Source organism: Williamsia muralis (assembly GCF_051487485.1).
Classification (GTDB): Bacteria; Actinomycetota; Actinomycetes; order Mycobacteriales; family Mycobacteriaceae; genus Williamsia; species Williamsia muralis_B.
In genome coordinates this window covers 1-3472 of the sequence record NZ_JAHVCV010000023.1, presented here as the reverse complement: position 1 = coordinate 3472, position 3472 = coordinate 1, and the positions used below count along the sequence as shown (strand labels likewise).

Annotated in this window: 4 protein-coding genes; 3 read left to right on the top strand and 1 reads right to left on the bottom strand. The window is 64.3% G+C overall.

Going from position 1 to position 3472, the window contains the following annotated elements; genetic code table 11:
- Positions 1-320: NrtR DNA-binding winged helix domain-containing protein (locus tag KXR83_RS26685; RefSeq protein ID WP_437427223.1), on the top strand; the 320-nt coding region annotated here is incomplete at its 5' end.
- A 94-nt stretch (positions 321-414) separates the two neighbouring features.
- Here the strand turns inward: KXR83_RS26685 and KXR83_RS26680 are convergent.
- A complete protein-coding gene (locus KXR83_RS26680; protein WP_437427222.1) occupies positions 415-1527 on the bottom strand; it encodes a zinc-binding dehydrogenase in 1113 nt (370 codons plus the stop codon).
- Positions 1528-1665: 138 nt separating this feature from the next.
- On the opposite strand from KXR83_RS26680, the gene KXR83_RS26675 reads away from it, so the two are divergent.
- Entirely contained in the window at positions 1666-2124 is a 459-nt protein-coding gene (locus tag KXR83_RS26675; RefSeq protein ID WP_437427221.1) for an acyl-CoA thioesterase, read from the top strand.
- 6 nt (positions 2125-2130) lie between these two features.
- A complete protein-coding gene (locus KXR83_RS26670) occupies positions 2131-3354 on the top strand; it encodes a cation:proton antiporter (RefSeq protein ID WP_437427220.1) in 1224 nt (407 codons plus the stop codon).
- Positions 3355-3472: the final 118 nt, after the last annotated feature.

The following is a 3472-nucleotide window of genomic DNA, read 5'->3' as shown; positions in this document are numbered from 1 at the left end:
GGCATCTTCCCGACGACGCGCTGCTCGTGACGATAGCCGGCGACTCACCATCGGAGGACCTCACCTTCGACCACAACATCATGGTTTCCCAAGCTGTACAGGACATTCGGGTTCGCTACTCGAACAGCCCCGACCCCGACCGGCTACTCGGCGAAGAGTTCACCCTCTTGGAATTGCGGCGCCTGCACGAGGCGATCTTCGGTACCACTTTGGTCAAAGACACTTTTCGCCGTCGTTTCATCGGAGCTCTGGAAGGCACTGGCGAACGCGCCGCAGCCGACACCGGGCGGCCTGCCGAACTCTTCCGCGTCCGGCGATGACGGATTTCGGCGCCCACACCCTCCGACTTCAGTTACATCCTCCGACTGCAACCGGAGGTTGTCGCCGGAATCGGAGGAAATGCGTCGGGTTGGGTCAGTCGAACATGATCACTTGACGGATCGCCTTGCCGTCGGCGAGCTGGTCCATGGCGTCGTTGATCTCGTCGAGCCGGATGCGCGAGGAGATGAGCTGTTCAACGGGCAGGCGACCCTCGCGCCACATCTGCGCGTACCGGGGGATGTCGCGACTGGGCACGGCCGATCCCAGATAGCTGCCGATGATGGTGCGAGCTTCGGCGGTGATCGTCAGCGGCGAGATACTCGACGTCGCGGTCGGTGCGGGTAGGCCCACCGTCACTGTGGTTCCACCGGGGGCCGTAGCCGCAAAGGCGGTCTCGAAAGCCCTGGCGTTGCCGGCACATTCGATGACATACGTGGCCTTCACACCCCGCTGCACCACATCTTGAGGCGTGTATACCTCGTGCGCGCCGAGTTCTTTTGCAAAACCGAGCTTGTCTTCCATGGTGTCCACCGCGACGATCCTCGAGACACCCTGCGCCACAGCGGTTATCAACGCTGCCATGCCGACGCCGCCGAGGCCGACGATCATGATCGAATCCTGCGGTGTGGGTTTGGCTGCGTTGAGCACCGCTCCCCCACCCGTGAGAACCGCGCAACCCAGGACCGCGGCGATGTCCGCGGGCACGTCGTTGCCCACTGGCACGGCGGAAGCGGCGTCGACCACCGCGTGAGTGGCAAAACCCGACACCCCGAGGTGGTGATGGACCGTGTCCGCACCGTCTGGTGACGAGAGGCGGCGACCGCCACGGAGCAGCTCGCCGGCATTGTTGGCCACCGAGCCCGGGACGCATGGGAGTCGTCCATCGGCCGCGCAGCCCTGGCAGTTCTCGCATCTCGGCAGGAATGACATCACCACACGATCACCGATCTCGACGCCGGCGACCTCCGAGCCTCGTTCACGCACGATGCCGGCCGCTTCGTGACCCAGCAGCATCGGGACCGGTCGTACCCGATTGCCGTCCACCACACTCAGATCGGAATGGCAGACGCCCGCTGCCTCGATCTGGACGAGCAACTCGGTGGGGCCGGGCGACTGCAGCTCCAGCTGTCGCACGGCGATGGGTGTGGACAGCGCGTAGGGCCGCGACCGCCCGATCTCTTCGAGAACTGCTCCGGTGATCAACATATGCGCCTTTCCACCCTGGCATCAGCCCAGATCCACCAGGCACCTCGTAGTCTTTGTCCGGGACGCCCGGCTGACCGGGCCACCCATGACGACTTCGACCACGATAGGGCAAGCGCCGAGAACGGAGATTCGAGTCCGGTGACCAGAGGTCAACATCCATCGCACGACGACTATCCCGTGTTGTGGCCGGTCCCGACCCGCTGGCACGACAACGACCACTACGGCCACGTCAACAACGTCACGTACTACTCGTACTTCGACACGGCGGTGAACGCCTGGCTGATGTCGGCCACGGGCACCGACATCCGTGACCTGCCGGCCATCGGCATCGTGGCCGAGACCTCGTGCAACTACCTGCGCGAACTGAGTTTCCCCGACCAACTGCTGGTGGGTATCTCAGTGGAACGCCTCGGCACCCGCAGTGTTGTCTACGCACTGGCGATCTTTCGCAGCAACCCACACGGTGATCATGAGATCGCCGCGACCGGCCGGTTCGTACACGTCTACGTCGACCGCTCGACGCGCAAGCCAGTCGACATCCCACCTTCCATCCGTTCGGCGATCGCCGATCTCGCCGGTTCCTCCTCAGAGAGCTGACACGACATGGGAACCGTGGTCACCTCGTTCTTCTGGATCGTGGGGTGCGCGGTGCTCGCACCACTCGTCGCCGGCCTGATCCCGGGCAAGCGGATACCCGAGGTTGTGCTCCTGCTAGTCGGCGGAATCCTGATCGGGCCTCATGCCCTCGACTGGGCCGTGGAGGGCAGCGAGATCGAGATGCTCCGCGAGCTCGGTCTCGGAATGCTGTTCCTACTTGCGGGATACGAGGTCAAGACATCAGAACTTGTTGGCCGAGAGGGTCGTCGAGCCTTCTATACCTGGATGTGCTGCTTGGCAATTGCCTTCGGCGCCACGTTCGCCCTGGGTGCCACAGGCCTGTTGACCGCCGAGAGCGCAGTGGCCATCGCTCTGTGCTCCACCGCGCTCGGCACGCTGCTCCCCATCCTCCGCGACAACGGACTGCTCGACACCCGACTCGGACAGACGGTCCTCAACCACGGCGCCTTCGGTGAAGTGGGGCCGGTCATCGCGATGGCGGTACTGCTCGGCACTCGCGGGTCGATTCAATCCACGATTGTCCTCATCCTGTTCACCATCGCCGCTATTGCCGTCGGACTGGTGTCGGACCGTATTCTGCGACAGCAGACCTGGCTGACGAAGTTGGTGTCCGCCGGCGCGGAGACCACCGCGCAGACGACCGTCCGGGTGACGATGTTCCTGCTCGTCGGACTGATGGTGCTGGCCTACGAGTTCGAGCTGGACACGGTACTGGGGGCGTTCGCAGCGGGATTCATCCTGCGTCGGCTGCTGCCCGAGGGACACGAGTCTCTCGAACACAAGCTGGACGGAATAGCTTTCGGCTTCCTGATCCCCATCTTCTTCATCACATCCGGCATGGGTATCGACATCGCGGCGGTGTTCTCGAAACCCGGTCTCCTGGTGGTGCTGGTACTCCTGATCATCGCAGTGCGCGGCCTCCCCGTATTCATCGCCACTCGATGGGATCGGGGGCAATCAGGCACCGAACCGCCCTTTTCCATCGGCGAACGCGCGCAACTGGGTCTGTACTCTGCGACCGGCTTACCACTGATCGTCGCGGTGACAGGCGTGGCCGTGGCGGCTGGCGAGATGACCGAAGCAAACGCCTCGGTGCTGGTGACTGCAGGTGCGGTCACCGTGCTGGCGCTGCCGTTCACGGCGTCGATGATCGGCGCGCGGCGCAGGAAAGTCCGCGCGCCGGAAGTCGGTCCGGAGAGCCGACGGTGAAGCGGGCGCCGCGCCTACCCTCCGAGGAAGTCGAGAACCCGGCGGTTGTATTCCGACGGGCGATCGCGGTGCACGCTGTGGCCGGCCTCGATTGCGGTGAAGTGGCCGTCGGGCAAGG

Coding starts and splice junctions, on each gene's coding strand:
- KXR83_RS26680 (WP_437427222.1), bottom strand. CDS start 1,527: ATGTTGATCACCGGAGCAGTTCTCGAAGAGATCGGGCGGTCGCGGCCC.
- KXR83_RS26670 (WP_437427220.1), top strand. CDS start 2,131: ATGGGAACCGTGGTCACCTCGTTCTTCTGGATCGTGGGGTGCGCGGTG.